The organism is Brevundimonas sp. NPDC055812 (assembly GCF_053616535.1).
On record NZ_JBSHDX010000003.1, the window covers coordinates 323,052 to 343,762 of the forward strand.

A 20,711-nucleotide genomic window follows, 5' to 3' on the forward strand; every position below is an offset into this window, starting at 1 on the left:
CTGTCAACGCATAGTCGTCAGCCCAGCGCCTCGAACCGGTCGATCAGGCCTTCCAGCCGCTTGGTCCCGATGGTCCAGAAGACCGGGTCGCGCGGGTTCAGGCCGAACGGCTTCAGCGCCTCGACATAGGTCCGCGCCCCGCCCCCGGACAGCAGCTCGCGATACAGCGGCGTAAAGGCCGCCGGATCCTTGGCCCGCGTCTCCATCAGCGCCGCGACCAGCAGGTCGCCGAACGCATAGGCGTAGACATAGAAGGGCGCGTGGACGAAGTGGCTGACATAGGCCCACCAGTCTTCATAGCCGGTCAGATCGACGGACGGGCCGAGGCTGGCGCCCAGTTCCTCCATCCAGATTTCACGGATGCGCTCGACCGGAACCTCGCCCGCCGCCCGCTCGTCGTGGAAGCGCGTCTCGAAGCGGTGGAAGGCGATCTGACGCACCACCGTGTTCAACCCGTCCTCAATCCGCCCCGCCAGCAGGGCGCGCTGTTCGTCCGGCGTCGCCTCGGCCAGCAGGCGGTCGAAGGTCAGCCCCTCGGCGAAGATCGACGCCGTCTCGGCCAGCGTCAGCGGCGTATCGGCCAGCAGCGACCCCTGCCCCGCCGCCAGCGTCTGGTGAACGCCGTGGCCCAGTTCGTGGGCCAACGTCAGCACGTCGCGCCGCTCGCCCATCCAGTTCAGGAAGACATAGGGGTGCCGATCCGCCGTCACCGGGTGGGCGTAGGCGCCCGACTGCTTGCCTGCCCGCGCCCGTGCGTCGATCCACGGCCGGTCGAAGAACCAGCCCGCCCGCTCGGCGAAGTCTCCGCCCAGGTCGGCGAAACTGGACAGCACCACCTCGCGCCCGCCCGCCCAGTCGTAGACCCGCGACGCCGCCGCCTCGATCGGCGCATTGCGATCCCAGTGGGCCAGCCGATCCTTGCCCATCGCCCTAGCCTTCAGCGCATAATAGCGATGCGCCAGACGCGGATAGGCCTGGGCCACCGCCTCGGCCATGGCGTCTACGCTCTCGCCGTCGACTTCATTGCCCAGATGGCGGCTGTCGGCGGGACGTTTGAAGCCGCGCTTGCGGTCCTCCAGCGCCTTCTCGGCGGCGACGGTGTTCAACACCATGGCCATGGTCCGGGCGATGCCGGAAAACGCCGTCGACAGCCCCTCGCCCGCCGCCTGACGCTTGGCGCCGTCCGCGTCGCTGAGACGGTTCAGGCCCTCGGCCAGGGTCAGTTCCTCCTCCCCCACGGATGCGCGCAGCACGGCCAGGGTTTCATCGAACAGACGCGGCCACTGGGCCTGGATCGGTCCGCGCTCGGCGATGAAGGTCTCCAGTTCGGCCGACAGTTCGTGCGGCTTCATCGCCCGCACCCGGCGCAGCCACGGCGCCCAGCGCGCGGCGGGCGCATGGGCCGCCAGCGCCGCCTCCACCGCCGCCTCGTCCAGGGCGTTGATCTCCAGCGTCAGCCAGACGGTCGGCGTGGCGATGACCGTCAGCTTCTCGCGGACATCGGCCTCGAACCCTTGCGCCGCCGCATCCTCGCGGTTGGTCGAGGCGGCCAGGAAGGCGTAGGCGCCCAAGGCCCCCATCACGTCCGCCGCCTGCTCATAAAGCCCGATCGCCTCATCCAGCGCCCGGCCCAACTCGGCGCCCGACAGGGCGGCCAACCGCCCCTGAAACCCGTTCATCCGCTCCACCAGCCCCCTGGCCCGCTCCAGGTCGGCGGCGATACGCGCATCCTCGCGCGAGGCGTAAAGGTCGGAGAGGTCCCACAGCGGGGCGTCGGCGAATTCGGTCGGTTTGACAGGGGCGTTCATGCCCTTGGTTGTGGGCAGGCCAGCCGCGCGATGCAACGTCTCGCCGCCCTCCACATCTTCGCAGGCCGGTTTTTCTTCTGGACGGCAGGCGCGGGACTGGGGATTGTCACCGGTGTCATTCATTCATCGTCACGGGGAGGCGCGCGAAATGGCGGATGCGATCAATAGACGGGGGTTGTTCGGAGGACTGGCCGCAGGCGCGGCGGCGGCCAGCCTGCCCGCATCGACCCTGGCCGCCGGCCAGGCCCGTGATCAACTGGCGCCCTTCGGCCAGGAATGGTCGGGTCAGAACTGGAGCCGCGGTCTTGAAGGCCAGCGTCGCGCGGACCTGGACGACGGCCGCTTCCTCAATCCCATCATGGCGGGCGACCGGCCCGACCCGACGATCCTGAAGGACGGCGACGTCTACTACATGACGTTCTCCTCGTTCGAATCCGTTCCCGGCCTGGTGATCTGGCGCTCGACAGATCTGGTGAACTGGACCCCGGTCACGGCGGCGTTGAAACGCTACATCGGCTCGGTCTGGGCGCCCGAACTGTGCCGCCACGAGGGCCGCTACTATCTCTACGTCCCGGCGCGCACCGAGGAGTATCGCTCCAACTATGTGCTGTGGGCCGATGATATCGCCGGCCCGTGGAGCGAACCGATCGACCTTCATCTGCCGGACCACATCGACCCCGGCCACATCGTCGGCGAGGACGGCGAGCGCTATCTGTTCCTGAACAACGGCGACATGGTCCCCCTGGCCCCCGACGGCCTGTCGACAGCGGGACCGGTCCGACACGTCTATGACCCCTGGCGCTATCCCGACGACTGGACGGCCGAAAGCTTCTCGCCCGAAGGGCCCAAGCTGATCCGGCGCGGCGACTGGTTCTACATGATCACCGCCGTGGGCGGCACGGCGGGGCCGCCCACCGGCCATATGGTCATCGCGGCGCGGTCTCGCTCTATTCACGGCCCATGGGAGGATCACCCCGGCAATCCGCTGGTCCGCACCGCCTCAGCGGCCGAAAAATGGTGGTCGCGCGGCCACGCCACCCTGGTCGAAGGCCCGCAAGGCGGCTGGTGGATGGTCTACCACGGCTATGAGAACGCCTTCTGGACCCTGGGCCGCCAGACCCTGCTGGATCCGGTCGAATGGAGCGAGGACGGCTGGTTCCACGCCAGGGGCGGCGACCTGTCCCTGCCCCTGCCCCTGCCCGCCCCCCGCGCGCCCGGCGTCGCGCGCCCGCCGCACGGCATGGCGTTGTCGGACGACTTCTCACAGGACCGCTTCGGTCTTCAGTGGAGCTTCTACGCCGCCGAACCGAACGAGGCCGACCGCTTCCAGCGCCGCGACGGGGTGCTGCACCTGCGCGCCAAGGGCCGATCTCCCCGCGATTGCTCGCCCCTGACCTTCCCCCAGGGCGAACAGGCCTATCGCATCGAATGCGAGATCGAGATCGATCCGGGCTGCACGGCCGGCCTGGTCGTCTTCTATGACCACGCCCTCTACGCCGGTCTGGGCTTCGACCCCGACCGCTTCGTCACCCACCAGTATGGATTGGAGCGCGGTCGCCCCGCCAATCCCCACGGACGACGGATGCACCTGCGCCTGACCAACGATCGGCACATCATCACCTTCCACCACAGCCCCGACGGTCGGACGTGGACGAAGTTCGACCGCCAGATGGAGGTCTCGGGCTACCATCACAATGTGCGCGGCGGCTTCATGATGCTTCGGCCCGGCCTCTACGCCGCAGGCCAGGGCGAAGCGCGGTTCCGCAACTTCCGTTTCCAGGCGCTGTAACGGCAGGCTTTCCATCGGGGCCGATCCGTCGTCAGATGTCTGCGAAGCTTAGGAAGGTGCATGACCTTGAACGGCCCCGATCATTTCGCCCCCACCGGCCGCGCCTCGCTCGAGGGCGCGCGCGGGCTCGCAGCCGTCCGCATCGGGATCGGGCTGATCCAGGGCCTGATCCTCTATCTTCTGTATCGCTCGGGGTCGGACAACGCGGCCCTGGTCTGGCCTGCCACCCAGCCTTCGCTGTTCGCCGCCGTGGTGCTGGCGGCGACGTTCGCTCCAATCATGCTGCTGGCGGGCGTCGGGCCGATGGGATGGAAGGCGCTGGCGCTGTGGGGCGCGATCGCCGCGGCGGTGCTGGCGCTATTGGGCTGGCACGACGCGGCCCAGCAGGCGAGCGACTATTTCCGGCCGCCCTATCTGCGCTTCCCGGTCGTCGCCTTCGCGGCGGCGGCCCTGTTCATCGCCCATCACCTGATTGTTCCGGCGGTCGAGGGGCGGCGCTGGATCGCCGACTACGACGACTATTTCGACACGGCGTGGAAGGCCGGGGTGCAACTGGTCCTGTCGCTGGGGTTCACCGGCGCCTTCTGGCTGCTGCTGTTCCTGGGCGCGGCCCTGTTCCGCGTTATCGGCCTCAGCTTCCTGTCCGATCTGCTGGGCGAGGAGTGGTTCTCCATCCCCATCACCTGCCTGGTCTTCGCCGTGGCGGTGCAGTTGACCGACGTGCGCGGCGGCCTGATCCGGGGCGTGCGGACGGTGGCTCTGATGTTGCTGTCCTGGCTGCTCTTGGTCATCACCGTGCTGGTGGCGGGCTTCCTGGCCGCCCTGCCCTTCACCGGCCTGGACGGGCTGTGGAAGACGGGCAGCGCCACGGCCCTGGTGCTGTCGGCCGCCGCCGCCCTGATCGTGCTGATCAACACCGCCTATCAGGATGGACGCGAGGACAATCTGCCGCCCGCCGCCCTGCGCCTGGCGGTGCGGGTCGCCTCAGTGCTGCTGACGCCGCTGATCCTGATCGCGCTCTGGGGTCTGTCCTTGCGCATCGGCCAGCACGGCCTGACGCCCGACCGCATCATCGCCGCAGCCTGCGCCTTGGTCGGCGTCCTGTACGCCGTCGGATACGGCTGGGCGGCCCTGTCGCCGCTATGGCGCAAGAGCGCCTGGATGAGGCCGCTGGAGCGCACCAACGTCCTGGCCGCCGTGCTGACGGTGCTGGTCATCCTGGCCCTGTTCAGCCCCCTGGCCGACCCGGCCCGCCTTTCCGTCAACGACCAGATGGCCCGGCTGAAGCGCGGCGCCGTCAGCGCGGTCCAGTTCGACTACGCCTTCCTGCGCTTCGGCGCAGGCAAGGCGGGGCGCGCCGCCCTGGCCGATCTGGCGAAATCCTCCAACGCAGAGATCGCCCGCCGCGCCAAGGCCGCCCAGACCTCGACCTCGCGCTATGACGTCGAGGAAGCCGCCCTGCCCCCGCGCGCGCCGAACATCGCCCTCTGGCCGGAGGACAAGCCCCTGCCCGCCGCCTTCCTGGCCCCGACAGCGCCCCCTGATCCGCGCTACGTCTGCAACAGCGAAGACAACTGCCTCGCCGCGCAGCGCGACCTGAACGGCGACGGCCGCGATGAGATTCTGCTGGCGACCGCCTACAACATCGCTCTGTTCGCACAGGACGCCGAAGGCCGCTGGGTCCATCAGGGCGACTATCAGGTTCCCCACTGCCCCGGCCCCGGCCGTCGCGACCTGCGCGAGGCGCTCAAGCATCCCGACCTCAAGGCCGCCGCCTCACCCTGGCCTGATCTGAACATGGGCGCCGTGACCGGGCGCCTGCAGCCGGAAACCGTCTGTCCAAAGCCTGTCGCCGTTAACCCCTGACTCAGGTCTCCGAAACTCCATCTTCATTCCCTCCGTTCTAGGTTTGTGTCGAAACGAGCCAGTCCCGACCTAACGAGGACGGCCGTTCGATGGTGATGTTGAAGGGTGTGTTCCTATGGCCAAGACCGTTCTGGTCGTCGACGATGATCCCACGCAGCGCCGCCTGATCCAGGCGGTGCTGGACCGTGAAGGCTATGCGGTCGTCCACGCCGAGAGCGGGGGCGAGGCCATCGACCGCCTGACCAAGGGCGGCGGCGCCGACGTCGTTCTGCTGGACCTCGTCATGCCGGGCCTGTCGGGCCTGGAAGCCCTGGCCGAGATGCGCACGGCGGGCGTCACGACCCCCGTCATCGTGCTGACGGCCAACGGCGGCATCGAGACGGTGGTCCGGGCCATGCAGGCCGGGGCCCAGGACTTCTTCGTCAAGCCGGTCGGCCCCGAACGCCTGCTGGTCGGCGTGCGCAACGCCCTGCAGATGACCCAGCTGACCGCCGAGATCGGCCGTCTGAAGAAGCGGGCCACGGGCCGCTCCTCGTTCGACGACATGGTCGGCGACAGCGAGCCCATGCGCATGGTCAAGGCGCTGGGCCAGCGCGCGGCCAAGTCCTCCATCCCCGTGCTGATCACCGGCGAAAGCGGCGTCGGCAAGGAAGTCATCGCCCGCGCCCTGCATGGCGCCTCGGACCGCGCGGGCAAGCCCTTCGTCGCGGTCAACTGCGGCGCCCTGCCCGCCAATCTGGTCGAATCCATCCTGTTCGGCCACGAGAAGGGCGCCTTCACCGGCGCTCATGAGAAACACGCCGGCAAGTTCGTCGAGGCGAACGGCGGCACCCTGTTCCTGGACGAGATCGGCGAACTGCCGCTGGACATGCAGGTCAAGCTGCTGCGCGCCCTTCAGGAGGGCGAGGTCGATCCCGTCGGCGGCAAGCGTCCGGTCAAGGTCGACGTCCGCATCGTCTCGGCCACCAACCGCGACCCGGCCCAGCAGGTGAAGGAAGGCGCCTTCCGCGAAGACCTCTTCTATCGCCTGAACGTCTTCCCGATCGAGGCCCCGGCCCTGCGCGAACGGCGCGAGGACATCCCGGCCCTGGTCGAGCATTTCATCGCCCGCTTCAACGTCGAGGAAGGCAAGCGGGTCGCGGGCTGCTCGCCCGAGACCCTGGCCCTGCTGCAGGGCCACGACTGGCCCGGCAACGTCCGCCAGTTGGAGAACGCCGTCTATCGCGCCCTGGTCCTGGCCGACTCGCCCCTGCTTCAGCCGCACGACTTCCCGGCCATCTCGGGCGTCGCCGTGCCGCTGGACGACATGGCTGCAGCGCCGGCCGGCGACAGCGCCTCGGCCGCGGCGTCGCACCCCGCCTCCGCCGACGAGGACGGCCTGCACGACAGCCCGGTCCGCATCACCGATGATCGCGGCCACGTCCGCACCCTGGAGCAGATCGAACGCGACCTGATCCAGCACGCGATCGAGGTCTATTCCGGCCACATGTCCGAGATCGCCCGCCGCCTGGGCATCGGCCGCTCCACCCTCTACCGCAAGGTCCGCGAACAGGGGCTGGAAGAGCAGGTCAAGGAAGCGGGCTGAGGGCGTCGTCCTCGGTCAGACGGGTCAGTCGGACGGAGGGCCATAGCGGTTCGGCCCCTTCGTCCCGTCCAACACCAACAGGATGATCAGCCCCAGCAGGCAGATGATGTAGATCAGGTTGTTGGCGAGCAGCAGGAAGAAGAGGTCCATCGACGGGGCCTCCGCTTCCGACTGCATCATCTGATCCATCATGCGCGGGAACAACAGCAGTCCCGTCGTCAGAAAGACCACCGGCGGCAGCCCCCACCATCCAGCCCGGCCGGTGTCATGCAGCCGCCGCGTCACCGCCGCCGCCAGCAGGATCACCGTCAGCGCCGCAGCGATGCCGACCGCCGTGAAGACCAGGCCGAAATCCGGCATGGCGATCGCCTCGGGGTCGTGAATCTGCACCGAGTAATAGCCCGGCCCGCTCACCACCGTGGCCTGATCAGGGTTTGCAGCGGCATACGCTGTCGCCTCGGCGAAGACACCGGCCGTCAGCGGAACCATCACCGCCGCCATTCCGACATAGGCCAACGCCAGCACCACCAGGGCATAGGGCCAGAAACGCCCGCGCCGGTCGCGCCCGCTGAAATCCGTCAATCGCCTGAAGCCGTCCAGTATCGTCGACACGCGCGCCCCCTTCTTTGCCAGAATCAACTCGACGCACAGGGGTACGCTAGCCAGGGGCGAAGGTCATGCCATTCCCCTGAGAATGGAACCGTGCGCAGCCGATCCACGCTTGCTGGCTGAACGCAACGAACAGCAACAGGCGACGCAGACGATGGACGCGCATTTCCGACTGGACGGACAGGTCGCCCTGGTGACGGGCGCAGGGGCGGGCATCGGCCGCGCCATCGCTGAGACCTTCGCCGCGGCGGGCGCCTCGGTGGCCGTCACCGATCTGGACGCGGCCGGGGCCCTGGCCGTGTCGGACGGCGTGATCCGGGCGGGCGGACGCGCCGTCGGCCTGGCCTGCGACGTCACCGATGAAGCCCAGCGCATCGCCGCCGTCGAGGCCGTCGTCGCGGCCTTCGGCAAGCTGACCCTGCTGGTGAACAATGCGGGCGGCGGCGGGCCCAAGCCGTTCGACATGCCGATGAGCGATTTCGAGCGCGCCTATCAGCTCAACGTCTTCGCGCCCTTCCGCTTCATGCAGTTGGCCGCGCCGCACATGCAGGACGCGGGCGGCGGGGCGGTCCTCAACATCACCTCGATGGCCGGCGACAACAAGAACGCCCGCATGGCGTCCTACGGATCGTCCAAAGCGGCGGTCAGTCATCTGACCCGCAATGTCGCGTTCGACCTGGGCCCCAGGGGCATTCGCGTCAACGCCGTCGCGCCAGGCGCCATCAAGACCGACGCCCTGGCCAGCGTCCTGACGCCCGAGATCGAAGAGGCCATGCTGAAACACACGCCTCTGGGCCGTCTGGGCCAACCCGACGACATCGCCCGCGCGGCGCTGTTCCTGTGTTCCCCCGCCGCGTCATGGATCAGCGGCCAGATCCTGACCGTTTCCGGCGGCGGCGTTCAGGAATTGGACTGACCGATCCCCTTCCGGGGTTTTAACGGCGAACTTTACAGGTCACACCTCGTCGTCCTGTTCACGTAGGGGAGCCTGCCATCTTGTTTCGTCCTGCCGCCATCGCCTTGAGCCTGGCGTCCGTCGCCGTCCTGACCGCCGCCTGCTCCAATGCGGAAGCGCCGGCGAAGGCCGAGGCCGCCGCCTCCGCCGCGTCCAGGGTCGCCCTGCCGCCCGAATGCGAGAATCATCCCCTGCTGGCCGCCATGCCCGCGGCCGGGACCATCGCCGGCAAACCCCTGACGGAAATCGAGTGCCAGGCCTTCTCCGTCTCCATGACCTATGGCCAGCCGGGAACCAGCGCCGAAATCCTGCTGATCGATTCCAAGGCGCCCGTTCCGGAGGAAAGCGGCCCCCTGTCCGGCCTGCTCGCCGGAGCGCAGGAGACCGCGTTCAAGAGCGTCGTCGCAGGCGTGGAAATGACCAAGGGCGTGCGTGAGATGGCCTTGTCGTCTCCCCCCGCCCTGGCCTCGATCGGCGGCGAGGACTACCTGGCCGTGGTCATGGACAGCCCGACCGGCGAGACCGTCGTCATCGGCGTCGAACCCAAGGATTCAGGCGGCCGCGTCGGCTCGCTGATGAGCGCGCTCAAGGGCCGCTACGGCCTGACCATCCACATCGAACAGGATGAGTTGTCCGGCGCCGCCGCCGCCCGCACGGCCTATCAGCCCTACCTGTCGGCCATGCGCCTGAACGCCCTGCCATAAGGAAGGAAAGGGCGGCGATCTCGCTCGCCGCCCCTCCTCATCAGCTTCGGCTGACCGTCAGGGTATAGGAGCCCGTCTCATCACGCCGCGCCATGGCGCGAGGCTGATAAGGGGTGATGACGTAGGTCGTGTCCTTCGAGGCTTTCAACTCGGCGGTTTCCCCATCGACCTCGCCCCGGAACACGGCGGCGCCGCTCTGATCCGCCGCGTCGCTGATGTTGAAGTACAGGTTGGCGTTCGACGGCTTGAAGGCGACCTTCAACGTCTGGCCGGACGCGACGGGCACGGCGTAGACCGGCGCCGCATAGCCCTTCACCATCCCTTCCTTCGTCACCGACCCGACCCGCTCGAAGGTCAGCGTCTCCAGCGTGGAGCCTTCCTCGCGGACGAAGGCGCGCGCCGCCGCCTCGTCGACGGCGGGCAGGGCCTGGGTCGTCCCGGACGCCGGAGCGACCGCCTGGGGCGCGGCCGCCGGGCCGCCGCTGAGATCCGGCGTCGCCTCGGATGCGGCCTCGGGCGCAGCGCCCGGCCGGTCCCCGCAGGCGGCCAGCGCCAGGCTCAAACTCATAAGGCCGCCGGTCAGGGCGGCGGGAACGAAGCGTTTCATCGGTCTTCCCTCTCAGGGGGCGGAAATCCGCAGGCGCAACGTCCGGCCCAGCCAGGCGGTTGCCTCATTCGTCCGCCTCGCGCTCCGGCGCCCTCCCCGGCCGTCGGCCGAATCGACGCGGCTCGCCCTTGGCCTTGGCGGTGATCTCTTTCAGCTTGCGGCCCTGCATGGCCGACAGGGCCTGGCCCGGCGCGCCCTTTTCCGGATCGGCGAAGGCGCGTCCGTGTTCACGAACCCGCTCCCCGACCGAATCGAGGAACTCGCCCTCCCAGTCGGACAGGGAAACGCCCGCCTTCTCTGCCGAGCGGCGGGCGCGTTTCAGGGCGTTGAGCGCAGAGCGCCTGGCCGCCTCGCGCTGTTGCTCCCAGGGGCTCAACAGCTTGTTTTTAGCGGCGCGATCGCCCTTCGGGCTCCTTGAGCGCGGTTTAGCCGCGCTACCGCTCTTCGGCTTGAAACCGCTGGAACGCAGCTTCGCGCCGCCGCCCTTCACGCTGCTGGAGCCTGAAGGGCCGTCGCTGGGAGGCTTGAAGGGCGTGCGCTTCAAGCCGGCCGCCTCAGACCTCGCCGAGGGCCGAGAGATAGAGGTCGAGAATCGCCTCCTCCTCCTGGCGCTTGGCCTTGTCCTGCTTGCGAATGCGGATGACCTTGCGCAGCACCTTGACGTCATAGCCTTCGCCCTTGGCCTCGGCGAAGACCTCCTTCATGTCGGCCATCACCGCCTGCTTGTCCTCTTCGAGGCGCTCCAGGCGTTCGATGATGGAGCGCAAGCGGCCCTGGGCCGTGGCGGTCAGGACGTCGGGGCTGGCGTCGAAGGAAGCGTCGTCCATGACTGAACTCCAGAACTCAAATCAGGCTGCGCCCTCAATCAGGCCGGACGGCCGTCAGGGCAGGAAAGAACCACGCCCTCAAGCAGGCCGAAGGCCGTTAGGGCGACTAAAAAAGAATCACTAGTCAGGCGCGAGCCTGCGCTCAACGCCGGACGCGAAAAAGCCGCGGACAACGCCCGCGGCCCTGTGGATAGTCATCCCATCCACCGACGGTCGGCGCGCGCCTCGCCTGCAAGAGGCAGGGCGCGCCGGGCGCGCCTGATCAGCCTTGCTTGGCCTTGAAGCGCGGGTCGGTCTTGTTGATGACGTACAGAACGCCCTTGCGGCGAACGATCTTGCAGTCGCGGTGGCGACCCTTCAGCGACTTCAGCGAGCTACGGACCTTCATGGTCGGACGTCCCGGATTTGGAGGCCCGTGAGGGCGGGTAAAACAAAAGAGCCGCGGGCGAACCTGCGGCGGAGGCGGTCGTATAGAGAGGCCATGGCCTTTCGTCAACATTCCGCGCGGGGAATCCGCTGGAGGCCTGGCCTCCGAGTCGAACGGAGGGTCTTCGGACATGCACGTCCGACGCGTCGCCCCTCCGCCACCAGGCCGTGCTCAGGGAACGGCGCAATGTAAATTATCGCCCCTTAACCGCCTACTGCCGAAAAGGGTTAACGGCGCCTTCATCCTTATCACGGAAACTGATCGAGCCTTCGCGCGCTTGTGATTGGTCGTGGAATTCGGGGGCGTTAGCCTATGTTTATGCGTATCGCTTATCGCCTTCTGTTGCTGGGGTCGGTCGCCGCCTGCACACCCATGGTTCCCACGCCGCCGCAGCCCCAGCCTGCGCCGCCGCCCGTGGTCGAGCCAGCGCCCGCCACGCCCGTCCCCGCGCCTCCGCCCGCCCAGACGGATCTCAGCGACGCCTATGACCACGCCAGCTTCGACGCCTGGAAGCAGAGCTTCCTGGAGCGCCACGGCGGCGCCCGCAAATGGGACTACGCCCGCGAACTGGAGAGCGTGACGCCCAACCCCAGCGTCGTGCGCCTGGACCGCAACCAGCCCGAATTCTCGCGCCCCGCCGGAGTCTACATCCAGAACGCCACCACCCCGGCGCGAATCGCCATGGCCCGCCAGCGCGTCGACCGCGTGCCGTGGGACGTGACCCAGAAATACGGCGTGCCGACCGAGATCCTGTTGGGCGTCTGGGCCCAGGAAAGCGCCTTCGGCCAGGTTCAGGGCGACTTCGACGTCATCCGTTCCCTGGCGACCCTGGCCTATGACGGCCGCCGCCGCGCCTGGGCCGAAGAGCAGCTGAAGCACGCCCTCGACATCGTGGTCACGGGCAAGCGCGACCGCGCAGGGCTTAAGGGCAGCTGGGCCGGAGCCATGGGCCAGACCCAGTTCATGCCGGACAACTATCTGAAGCTGGGCGTCGATCAGAACGGCGACGGCAAGGTCGACATCTGGGGCTCGGACGCCGACGCCCTCGCTTCGGCCGCGAATCTGCTGGCCCAGGCGGGCTGGAAGCGCGGTCAGGGCTGGGCCTATGAAGTCACCCTGCCCTCCAACTTCGACTACGCCGAGGCGGAGGGGCCGAAGCACCCCTGGGCCTATTGGGTCGCGCGCGGCGTGCGCCTGGCCGACGGCTCCTCGCCCAACAGCGCCGAGGCGGCCGAGGGCGCGGCCATCCTGCTGCCGCAGGGCGCCAAGGGGCCGGCCTTCCTGGCCCTGCCCAACCACTACGTCATTCGCCGCTACAACAACTCGGTCAGCTATGCGCTCGCCATCGGCATGATCGCCGACGGCGTGGCGGGCAAGCCGGCGCTGAAGGCCTCCTGGCCCAACGACGGCCCCCTGACGCGGGATCAGCGCGTCGGCGCCCAGCAGGCCCTGACCCGCATGGGCTTCGACACGCAAGGCGTCGACGGCGTCATCGGCGCCAACACCCGCGCCGCCCTTCGCCGCTGGCAACAGGCGAACGGGCGCACGGCCGACGGCTATCTGACGGACGTGCTGGCGGATGAGCTGATCAGGCGGGCGCGCTGACCGCTTCCTTCTCCCCTTGTGGGAGAAGGTGGCCCGTCAGGGCCGGATGAGGGGTCTCTCCGAAATCGGATGAAGGGTGGCAAGGCTAACGTCCCGCAACCCCTCATCCGTCAGGCTACGCCTGCCACCTTCTCCCACACAAGGGGAGAAGGAAGCCTCACCCCTTCATTCGCCAGGTCGCGCCCTGCGGGCCGTCCATGACGACGACGTTCAGTTCGTTCAGCCGGTCGCGGATGCGGTCGGCCTCGGCCCAGTTCTTGGCCGTGCGGGCGGCGGCGCGTTGCTCCAGCAGGTCCTCGACCTCGGCCTTCAGCCCTTCGTCGACGCCCGAGAACCACTCGGCCGGGTTGGCCTGCAGCACGCCCAGGATCGAGGCCGCCGCGATCAACTGCCCCTTGGCCGTCGCCACCGCGCCTTCGTCGCCCGCCGTCATGCCGCGCTCGATGTCGCTGGACAGGGCGAACAGGGCCGCCATGGCGCCCGGCGTGTTCAGGTCGTCCTCGATCGACTTCATGAACTCGACCGGCGGCTCCACATCCGCCGCCTCGACCCCGGCCGCGCGGTGCAGGGCGCCGTAGAGGCGGTCCAGGTTCTTGCGGCTCTGCTCCAACAGGGTCTGGTTCCAGTCCAGCGGCTGGCGATAGTGGGCGCTCAGCAGGGCCCAGCGCACCACCTCGCCCGGCATGGCCTGCACCAGATCGTGCAGCAGCAGGACATTGCCGATCGACTTGGACATCTTCTCGGCGTCCACGGTCAGGAAGCCGTTGTGCATCCAGTAGCGGGCGTATTCGTCATGCGCCGCGTCGCCATGGGCGTGGCCGTGGGCGCAGACGCCCTGGGCGATCTCGTTCTCATGGTGCGGGAAGACCAGGTCGATGCCGCCGCCGTGGATGTCGATGGGCAGGCCCAGCGTCTCTTCGATCATGGCCGAGCATTCGATGTGCCAGCCGGGACGCCCCTCGCCCCACGGCGACGGCCAGGACGGCTCGTCCGCCTTGGACGGCTTCCACAGGACGAAGTCGTGCGGGTTCTTCTTGTAGGGGGCCACTTCGACGCGGGCGCCGGCGATCATGTCATCCAGATTGCGCCCCGACAGCGCGCCGTAGGACGGATAGGACGACACGTCGAACAGCACATGGCCCTCGGCGGCATAGGCGCAGCCGGCGTCGATGATGGCCTGAATCTGCTTGGTGATCGCCTCGATATAGTCGGTGACGTGCGGGGCGATGTCGGGCGGCGACACGTTCAGCAGGCCCATGTCGGCCAGATAGGCGGCCTCATAGCGGGCGGTGATCTCGCCGATGGCGACGCCTTCACGGGCGGCCTTGGCGTTGATCTTGTCGTCCACGTCGGTGACGTTGCGGGCGTAGACCACCTTGTCGGCGCCATAGGTGCGGCGCAGCAGGCGCACCAGCACGTCGAACACCACCGGCGGGCGGGCGTTGCCGATATGGGCGTAGTCATAGACCGTCGGGCCGCAGACATAGAGGCTCACCCGGTTCGGATCATGCGGCGCGAACAGGCGCTTTTCACGGCGCAGGGTGTCGTGGATGTGCAGGGCCATGGGTCAGGTCTTTTGCGAGTTTTCTTGCGGGACGGACGAGGTGTCCCATATAGCGGCCTGATAGACAGTCAGGGCCGCGCGCCCAAGTCCATATATAATAGTATTCTGAACAGGCGCTCTCGCCGCCGCCGGATCGTTTCATGAGCAGCACCCCCGCCAAGCCCGTCCTCGTCGCCAATGAGGCGTCCAAGCGCCCCAGCCGCGAACAGGCGCTGGAGGCCGTGCGCACCCTGATCGCCTGGGCCGGCGACAACCCCGACCGCCCCGGCCTGCTGGACACGCCCAAGCGCGTGGTCGACGCCTATGGCGAGTGGTTCGACGGCTATGACGCCGACGCGGGCAAGGAGCTGAGCCGCACCTTCGAGGACGTGACCGGCTATGACGACATGGTCATCCTGCGCGACATCGAGGTCGAGAGCCACTGCGAGCACCACCTGGCCCCCTTCCTGGGCAAGGCCTACGTCGCCTATCTGCCGGGCGAGAAGGTGGTGGGCATCTCCAAGCTGGCGCGGGTGGTCGAGATCTTCGCCCGTCGTCTCCAGAACCAGGAGACCCTGACCAACGACATCATCGACGCCATCGAATCGCACCTGCAGCCCAAGGGCGTGGCCGTGCTGGTCGATGCGGCGCACCAGTGCATGACGACGCGCGGCGTGCATCACCGCCACGTCTCGACCATCACCACCCGCTTCACCGGCGCCTTCAAGGCCGATCCGGCTCTGGCCGAGCGATTCCTCAAACTGGCCCGAGGCTGAAATCCGGGGTTGAACCGGGGCTGAATTGATCGCGGCCAAGGCGGCTTTGCGCCGAATTCGCAATCTTATTCCCCCGGCGGCGTCATTTCCTCGCATTCGACGGCTTTACAAGCCCGCTTCAGGACGCCAAGAGACGAGCGAGACTTTCAGTGTGGTCCGCCGGAGGGTGTGGGCCTTGATGGAGACGAGGGCGTAATGGGCGCGAAACTTTCTTCGAGCGGCGGCGGCGGCGGCAAGCTGGCGCAACAGAACGCGGACATCAACGTGACGCCGTTCGTGGACATCATGCTGGTGCTGCTGATCATCTTCATGGTCGCGGCCCCGATGGCCACCGTGTCGATCCGCCTGGACCTGCCGCCGGCCACGCCGCCGGCCGCCGACGCCGAGCCGAAAGAGCCGGTCTACATCACCATCCAGGAATCCGGCTCGCTCTACATCGCCGAAACGGAAACCAACCTCTCCAAGCTGGCCGCCGACGTCTGCGCCGCTCAAGGCGCCGTGGCCGACTGCCGTGACGAGCGCGTCTTCGTCCGCGCCGAGCCGGAAGTGAAATACAACCAGTTCATGGAAGTCATGAACACCCTGCAGGAAAACGGCTACTTCAAGGTCGGCCTGCTGAACGAAGACATCACCTGATCGGGTCTTCAGCCGGATACGGAAAAGGGTCGCCCCTCGGGCGGCCCTTTTTCTTTGCCCGTCCGGCTTTTCGGCGCTTGCGCCCTCCCCGCGTTCCGGCCTCAATGCGCGCCTCGATTGAGGGGGAGTAAATCATCATGCGTCGTCGTACCTTCCTGTCCGCCCTGCCGGCCGGAGCCCTGATGGCGGGGGCCGCCAACGCCCAGCAGACGCAAAGCGCCGCCGCCCCGACCCCTGCCGCAACCTCCGTCCAGCCTGCGCCCACGCCCGATCCCTACGCCGGCGTCGGCATCGGCGACCGCATCACCGGGCCGCGCTTCGTCGGCCGTTCGACGGTCTGGGGTGCGAACGGCGCCGCGGCCACCGCCCACCCGGCCGCGACGATGATCGGCCTGGACACCCTGCGGCGCGGCGGCTCGGCCATCGACGCCGCCATCGCCATCAACGCCGCCCTGGGCTTCCTGGAGCCGACCGCCAACGGCATCGGCGGCGACGCCTTCTGCCTGATGTGGGACCCGGCTCAGAAGAAGGTCGTCGGCTTCAACGGTTCAGGCCCCAGCCCGCGCGGCCTGTCGCTGGAAACGGCGCGATCCAAGGCCGGACCGGACGGCTACCTGCCCCGCTACGGCGCGGTGACGGTCAATGTGCCCGGCACGGTCGATGCCTGGTGGAGCGCACACCAGCGCTACGGCAAGCTGCCGTGGAAGGACGTCCTGCTGCCCGTCGCCGAACTGTGCGAACAGGGCGTGCCGGTGCCGCAGGTCATCGCCTGGTACATGGAACGCGGCATGGCCAACTTCGACCGGAGCGCCGCGACGATCGAGGAGAACGACAACCGCAAGAAGGTCTGGCTGACCGGCGGCCGCACGCCGAAGACGGGCGAGATCTTCGCCAACCCCGACCTGGGCCGCACCCTGCGCCTGATCGCGGAGGGGGGCCGCGACGCCTTCTACGACGGGGTGATCGCCGACCACATCGAACGCTATTTCAAGCGCATCGGCGGCTGGATGACCCGCGCCGATCTGGCCGCTCACCGCACCGAATGGGTCGAGCCGCTGATGACCACCTATCGCGGGGTCGAGGTCTATTCGCTGGGCCCGAACACGCAAGGGCTGTCGACCAACCAGATCCTGAACATCTGCGAACAGTTCGACCTGAAGGCGATGGGCTTCCAGTCCGCCGCCTCCATCCACATCCAGGCCGAGGCCAAGCGCCTGGCCTTCGAGGACCGCGCCCGCTACTTCGCCGACGAGCGCTTCGCCAAGGCCCCGACCGCGTGGCTGAACTCCAAGGAATACGCCGCCGAACGGGCGAAACTCATCAACCCGAACCGGGTCATGGACCGCGTCTTCCCCGGCGATGCGCCGACGCAGGGCGACACCACCTATTTCAGCGTCGCCGACAGCGACGGGATGATGGTCAGCTGGATCCAGTCCAACTATCGCGGCATGGGCGGCGGCCTGACGCCGGACGGCCCGGACGGCCGGACGCTGGGCTTCATGTTCCAGAATCGCGGCGAGCTGTTCTCCCTCACCGACGGCCACCCGAACGTCTACGCCCCCGGCAAGCGCCCCTTCCACACCATCATCCCCGGCTTCGCCTGCAAGGACGGCGAGCCGTGGATGGCTTACGGCGTCATGGGCGGCGGGATGCAGCCGCAGGGCCAGGCCCAGATCATCATCAACATGGTCGACTACGGCCTCGACCCGCAGGAGGCCGGCGACAGCCCGCGCTGGCAGCACTACGGCTCCTCCGAACCGACCGGCCAACCGGCCGAGGGCGTCGGCAAGCTGCACCTCGAATCCGGGGTGCCCGAAGCCACCAAGCGGCAGTTGACGGCCATGGGCTGGGACCTCGGCCCGCCCGACGGCGGTTTCGGCGGCTATCAGAACGTGATGAAGCAGATCAACGAACAGGGCCGCTGGACCTACGGCGCGGCGACCGAGATGCGCAAGGACGGTAACGCCCTGGCCTACTGATCCAGCCGACTTCCCTCTGAATGTTGTTGCAGGCGGTTAACATCCGCTCATCCCGGCGGACGCCGGGACCCAGTACGAGCGCCGGGCAGAAGCTTTGCCGCTGAGCCGTGCGCATTGATGCCAAAGCACTGGATCCCGGCGTCCGCCGGGATGAGCGGGAAGCAGGAGACGACGAACATCCGGTGTGAACCGGGTCTTCTGAAAGCAGCACACATCAGCGCCCTTCTGAACACACCGGCCAAGCCTTGACCTGACGCCACGTCAACCGGCTAGGGTTCGTTTCCAATCTGGACGGACCTGATGACCGATCTCGTCACGCGCGACTTCACCGCCCCGGCCGCCGACGGCTATCCGCTGTCGATGCGGCTAGTTTCGGCCGCCCAACCTCGGATCGCCGTGCTCGTTTCGTCCGGCACGGGCTTTCCCAAGGGCTTCTACGAGCGCTTCGCCCGGCACCTGGCGGCGCAGGGCGCGGCGGTGCTCACCTATGACTTCCGGGGCATCGCCGGGTCGCGGCCGGACGATCTGAAAGCCATGCGGATGGACTATCCGGACTGGGGCCGGCTGGACATGCCCGCCGCCCTGGACGCCCTGATCGAGGCGGCGCCGGACCTGCCCGTCGTCCATGTCGGCCACAGCGTCGGCGGGCATTTCCTAGGCTTCATGGCCAATCAGGATCGGATTGCGCGGCACGCCTTCGTCTCGGTCGGCACGGGTTGGTGGGGCGGGCACCACCGCAGCTACAATCCGATGGAGCTGTTCTTCTGGCTGGGCTTCGGACCGTTCAGCCTGATGCGGCACGGCTATATCAAGGGCGGCGGCCTGTGGGCCGGGACCGACCTGCCGCGCGGCGTCTTCACCACCTGGCGGCGCTGGTGCATGAAGCGCGAGTATTTCTCCAGGGAGCTGGAGACCAGCCTGCGGCCCAATCACTATGAGGCCGTGACCGCCCCGATCCGGTCGTGGATCTTCACCGACGACCCCATCGCCACGCCCGGCACGGCGCGCGATCTGCTGAGCGTCTATCCCCACGCCCCCTCTGACATCAGCGTCCATGCGCCCGGCGACTTCGGCGTCCGCCGCATCGGTCACGAGGGCGCCTTCCGCAAGGGGATGGAGCCGTTGTGGGAGCGGATTTTCCACTGGCTGGACAATGGCGAGGCCTGAGCGCGCGCCTATATCCAGGGCTCCCCCCCTTACGGAGCCTCCCCATGCCCTATTCCGACCAGCCGACCGTGACCGCCTCAGGCGTCGAGATTCCGCTGCTCGGCTTCGGCACCTGGCAGCTGGAGCCCGAGGACGCCCGCCGCATGGTGCGCGAGGCCCTGCGCATCGGCTATCGCCACATCGACACCGCCTGGATCTACAAGAACGAGAAGGCAGTCGGCGACGGCATCGCCGACGCCGTGGCTGAAGGGATCGTCACGCGTGACGACATCTTCGTCACCACCAAGATCTGGGTCGAGCATTTCCATCGCGACGCCCTGCTGCGTCAGGCCGAGGAATCGGCCATCAGCCTGGGCCTGACGCCGGACCTTCTGCTGCTGCACTGGCCCAAGCCGACGCCGGCGCTGTCGGAAACCATCGGCGCCCTGAACGAGGCTCAGGAGAAGGGCTTCACCAAGCACGTGGGCCTGTCCAACTTCCCCTCGGCCCTGTTCCGCGAAGCCGTCGCCCTGTCGACCGCGCCGCTGATCACCAACCAGGTCGAGTATCACCCCTATCTGGCGCAGAAGACGCTGATCGAGACGGCGCGCGAGCTCGGCTCGTCCATCACCGCCTGGTCGCCCCTGGCCCAGGGCAGGATCGCCGACGACGCCGTGATCGGCGAGATCGCCGCAACGCACGGCAAGACCAACGGCCAGATCACCCTGCGCTGGATCATTCAGCAGGGCGTCGTCGCCATTCCGCGCACCACCAAGGAAAGCCGGGCCGCCGAGAACTTCGGCGTCTTCGACTTCGCGCTGTCGGCCGATGAGATGGCGCGCATCCACGGCCTGGCCCGCCCGGACGGCCGTATCGGCGACTGGCTGGACGAGGCTTTCCAATGGGATCAGGATGCCTGATCTGACACGGTTTCAGGCGCTTCGCGAAGGAGGCGGTCTTGGGTTCGGTTCTGGGCTTTCCGGCGATTGATCCGCAGGACGCCGTCGTCGGCGCCCGCATCCGCCGCTGGCGCGACCGGCGCGGCGTCGCCTTCCTTGATCTGGCCGCCGCCATCGACCTGACGCCGGAAGCCCTGCGACGAGTCGAGGCGGGACGCGAGCGGCTGGATTCCGCCCGCCTGGACGCCGCCACCCGCGTCTTGCGCCTGCCGGTGTGGGCGCTGGTGTCGGACGCCCCGGCCTATTGATGCGCGCGCGTCTGTATCGCGCGCTGTTCGCCGTGATCGGCTGGGGCGCGCTGGGCCTGCAGTACGCCCTGCTGCTGCAGAACAACCCCGGCGTCGGAGCGGGCGTGTTGACGCTGAACTTCTTCAGCTTCTTCACCATCCTGACCAATCTGCTGGCGGCGCTGGCCCTGACGGGGCCGGCGCTGGCGCCCGACGGCGCCTTGGGCCGGTGGAGCCGAAGCGAGGGCGTCCGGGCCGCCGTCGCCATGTACATCGTCGTGGTCGGCGTCGTTTATCACCTGCTGCTGGCCCAGACTTGGAATCCGCAGGGCTGGCAGAAAGTCGCCGATACGCTGCTGCACACCGTCATGCCGCTGGCCTTCGTCGGCGACTGGCTGCTGTTCACAGCCAAGGGGCGGCTGCGCTGGATCGACGCGATCAAGTGGCTGACGTTTCCGCTGGTCTACGGCGGCTGGACCCTGGCGCACGGGGCGATGACGGGCTGGTGGCCCTACTGGTTCATCAATGTGGACGAGTTGGGGCTCGCTCGGGCCGCCGCGAGCTTCGCGGGCCTGTTGATCTTCTTCCTGCTGCTGGGCCTTGTCGTCGTGGCGATCGATCGCGCGTTCGGACGGCGTGACAGACGGCTCGCGTCCGCCTAAG

The 20,711-nt window shown here is 68.1% G+C and carries 20 protein-coding genes; 13 read left to right on the plus strand and 7 right to left on the minus strand.

The window, feature by feature from the left end; genetic code table 11:
• Positions 1–17: 17 nt before the first annotated feature.
• A complete protein-coding gene (locus tag ACWGL1_RS06895; protein ID WP_452111572.1) occupies positions 18–1,808 on the minus strand; it encodes a M3 family oligoendopeptidase in 1,791 nt (596 codons plus the stop codon).
• A 148-nt stretch (positions 1,809–1,956) separates the two neighbouring features.
• On the opposite strand from ACWGL1_RS06895, the gene ACWGL1_RS06900 reads away from it, so the two are divergent.
• The 3 genes from ACWGL1_RS06900 (at position 1,957) to ACWGL1_RS06910 (ending at position 7,048) form a co-directional block, all read left to right on the plus strand.
• Positions 1,957–3,597: a family 43 glycosylhydrolase gene (locus ACWGL1_RS06900; protein WP_452111573.1), complete on the plus strand. Its 1,641-nt coding sequence runs from the start codon at positions 1,957–1,959 to the stop codon at positions 3,595–3,597.
• 60 nt (positions 3,598–3,657) lie between these two features.
• Entirely contained in the window at positions 3,658–5,463 is a 1,806-nt protein-coding gene (locus ACWGL1_RS06905) for a DUF4153 domain-containing protein (protein ID WP_452111574.1), read from the plus strand.
• 115 nt (positions 5,464–5,578) lie between these two features.
• A complete protein-coding gene (locus ACWGL1_RS06910) occupies positions 5,579–7,048 on the plus strand; it encodes a sigma-54-dependent transcriptional regulator (protein WP_338578196.1) in 1,470 nt (489 codons plus the stop codon).
• 24 nt (positions 7,049–7,072) lie between these two features.
• Here the strand turns inward: ACWGL1_RS06910 and ACWGL1_RS06915 are convergent, their stop codons facing one another.
• Positions 7,073–7,660 (minus strand): DUF805 domain-containing protein, encoded by a 588-nt coding sequence (locus ACWGL1_RS06915; protein WP_452111575.1) that lies wholly within the window; start codon positions 7,658–7,660, stop codon positions 7,073–7,075.
• Between the two features lie 109 nt (positions 7,661–7,769).
• Between ACWGL1_RS06915 and hdhA the strand changes: the two genes are divergently transcribed.
• Together hdhA and ACWGL1_RS06925 are read left to right on the plus strand one after the other, a co-directional pair.
• Positions 7,770–8,573: a 7-alpha-hydroxysteroid dehydrogenase gene (gene hdhA / locus ACWGL1_RS06920; RefSeq protein ID WP_452111576.1), complete on the plus strand. Its 804-nt coding sequence runs from the start codon at positions 7,770–7,772 to the stop codon at positions 8,571–8,573.
• A gap of 80 nt (positions 8,574–8,653) precedes the next feature.
• A complete protein-coding gene (locus ACWGL1_RS06925; RefSeq protein ID WP_452111577.1) occupies positions 8,654–9,316 on the plus strand; it encodes a hypothetical protein in 663 nt (220 codons plus the stop codon).
• 40 nt (positions 9,317–9,356) lie between these two features.
• Here ACWGL1_RS06925 and ACWGL1_RS06930 read toward each other — a convergent pair whose 3' ends face one another.
• From ACWGL1_RS06930 to ykgO, 4 genes are all read right to left on the minus strand, one after another.
• Positions 9,357–9,923: a hypothetical protein gene (locus ACWGL1_RS06930; RefSeq protein ID WP_452111578.1), complete on the minus strand. Its 567-nt coding sequence runs from the start codon at positions 9,921–9,923 to the stop codon at positions 9,357–9,359.
• A 64-nt stretch (positions 9,924–9,987) separates the two neighbouring features.
• Positions 9,988–10,299, minus strand: a complete 312-nt coding sequence (locus ACWGL1_RS06935; RefSeq protein WP_452111579.1) for a hypothetical protein — start codon at positions 10,297–10,299, stop codon at positions 9,988–9,990.
• A gap of 178 nt (positions 10,300–10,477) precedes the next feature.
• The gene (locus tag ACWGL1_RS06940) at positions 10,478–10,750 is read right to left on the minus strand and encodes a DUF2312 domain-containing protein (protein WP_121482427.1); all 273 of its coding nucleotides are present in this window, start codon (positions 10,748–10,750) and stop codon (positions 10,478–10,480) included.
• A gap of 262 nt (positions 10,751–11,012) precedes the next feature.
• Positions 11,013–11,138, minus strand: a complete 126-nt coding sequence (gene ykgO / locus ACWGL1_RS06945; RefSeq protein WP_003165750.1) for a type B 50S ribosomal protein L36 — start codon at positions 11,136–11,138, stop codon at positions 11,013–11,015.
• A gap of 357 nt (positions 11,139–11,495) precedes the next feature.
• Between ykgO and ACWGL1_RS06950 the strand changes: the two genes are divergently transcribed.
• On the plus strand, positions 11,496–12,782 hold the full coding sequence (locus ACWGL1_RS06950; RefSeq protein WP_291776728.1) for a lytic murein transglycosylase: 1,287 nt from the start codon (positions 11,496–11,498) through the stop codon (positions 12,780–12,782).
• A 157-nt stretch (positions 12,783–12,939) separates the two neighbouring features.
• On the opposite strand, the gene cysS is transcribed toward ACWGL1_RS06950, so the two are convergent.
• On the minus strand, positions 12,940–14,346 hold the full coding sequence (gene cysS, locus ACWGL1_RS06955) for a cysteine--tRNA ligase (protein WP_452111580.1): 1,407 nt from the start codon (positions 14,344–14,346) through the stop codon (positions 12,940–12,942).
• Positions 14,347–14,486: 140 nt separating this feature from the next.
• On the opposite strand from cysS, the gene folE reads away from it, so the two are divergent.
• From folE to ACWGL1_RS06990, 7 genes are all read left to right on the plus strand, one after another.
• Entirely contained in the window at positions 14,487–15,101 is a 615-nt protein-coding gene (folE, locus tag ACWGL1_RS06960) for a GTP cyclohydrolase I FolE (RefSeq protein ID WP_452111581.1), read from the plus strand.
• Positions 15,102–15,296: 195 nt separating this feature from the next.
• Positions 15,297–15,737, plus strand: coding sequence for a biopolymer transporter ExbD (locus ACWGL1_RS06965; RefSeq protein ID WP_291776734.1), 441 nt, complete (start codon positions 15,297–15,299; stop codon positions 15,735–15,737).
• A 137-nt stretch (positions 15,738–15,874) separates the two neighbouring features.
• Positions 15,875–17,716 (plus strand): gamma-glutamyltransferase family protein, encoded by a 1,842-nt coding sequence (locus ACWGL1_RS06970; RefSeq protein WP_452111582.1) that lies wholly within the window; start codon positions 15,875–15,877, stop codon positions 17,714–17,716.
• Positions 17,717–18,016: 300 nt separating this feature from the next.
• Positions 18,017–18,883, plus strand: a complete 867-nt coding sequence (locus ACWGL1_RS06975) for an alpha/beta hydrolase family protein (RefSeq protein ID WP_291776738.1) — start codon at positions 18,017–18,019, stop codon at positions 18,881–18,883.
• Between the two features lie 44 nt (positions 18,884–18,927).
• Positions 18,928–19,782 carry an aldo/keto reductase gene (locus tag ACWGL1_RS06980; RefSeq protein WP_452111583.1) on the plus strand — a complete coding sequence of 285 codons (855 nt, stop codon included), beginning with the start codon at positions 18,928–18,930 and terminating at the stop codon, positions 19,780–19,782.
• Between the two features lie 38 nt (positions 19,783–19,820).
• Entirely contained in the window at positions 19,821–20,069 is a 249-nt protein-coding gene (locus ACWGL1_RS06985; protein WP_291776742.1) for a helix-turn-helix domain-containing protein, read from the plus strand.
• Positions 20,069–20,710: a Pr6Pr family membrane protein gene (locus ACWGL1_RS06990; protein ID WP_338578182.1), complete on the plus strand. Its 642-nt coding sequence runs from the start codon at positions 20,069–20,071 to the stop codon at positions 20,708–20,710. The genes ACWGL1_RS06985 and ACWGL1_RS06990 overlap by 1 nt, the downstream gene beginning before the upstream one ends.
• Position 20,711: the final 1 nt, after the last annotated feature.